Below are 311 nucleotides of genomic sequence, written 5' to 3'. Positions count from 1 at the left end.
ATGTGCAAGGTGTTCGGCATTCCGCCGCTCCGCCGCAAGGCCCACTTCTGCGCCATCTCTTCCACCTCCGGCACCGCCACTGAGGTGACCGCCTTCTCCATCATCACCGATTATCAGAAGGGCCTCAAGTACCCCATCGCTGACTTTGAGATCACCCCCGATGTCGCCATCGTCGATCCCGATCTGGCCGAGACCATGCCCAAGAAGCTGGTTGCCCACCCCGGTATGGATGCAATGACCCACGCCATCGAGGCTTACGTTTCCACCGCCCACTGCGACTACCCCGACCCGCTGGCCAAATTCGCCATCCG

General features: G+C 61.4%; 1 protein-coding gene. It reads left to right on the top strand.

The features are described from left to right. Positions 1-311: iron-containing alcohol dehydrogenase (locus tag P0G09_RS17610; protein ID WP_275253317.1), on the top strand; the 311-nt coding region annotated here is incomplete at both ends.

This window comes from Faecalibacterium sp. DFI.5.82 (genome assembly GCF_029076575.1).
In the GTDB taxonomy this organism is placed as follows: Bacteria; Bacillota; Clostridia; order Oscillospirales; family Ruminococcaceae; genus Faecalibacterium; species Faecalibacterium duncaniae.
The sequence above is the reverse complement of the archived record's forward strand: the minus strand, read 5'-3'. Positions and strand labels throughout refer to the sequence as shown.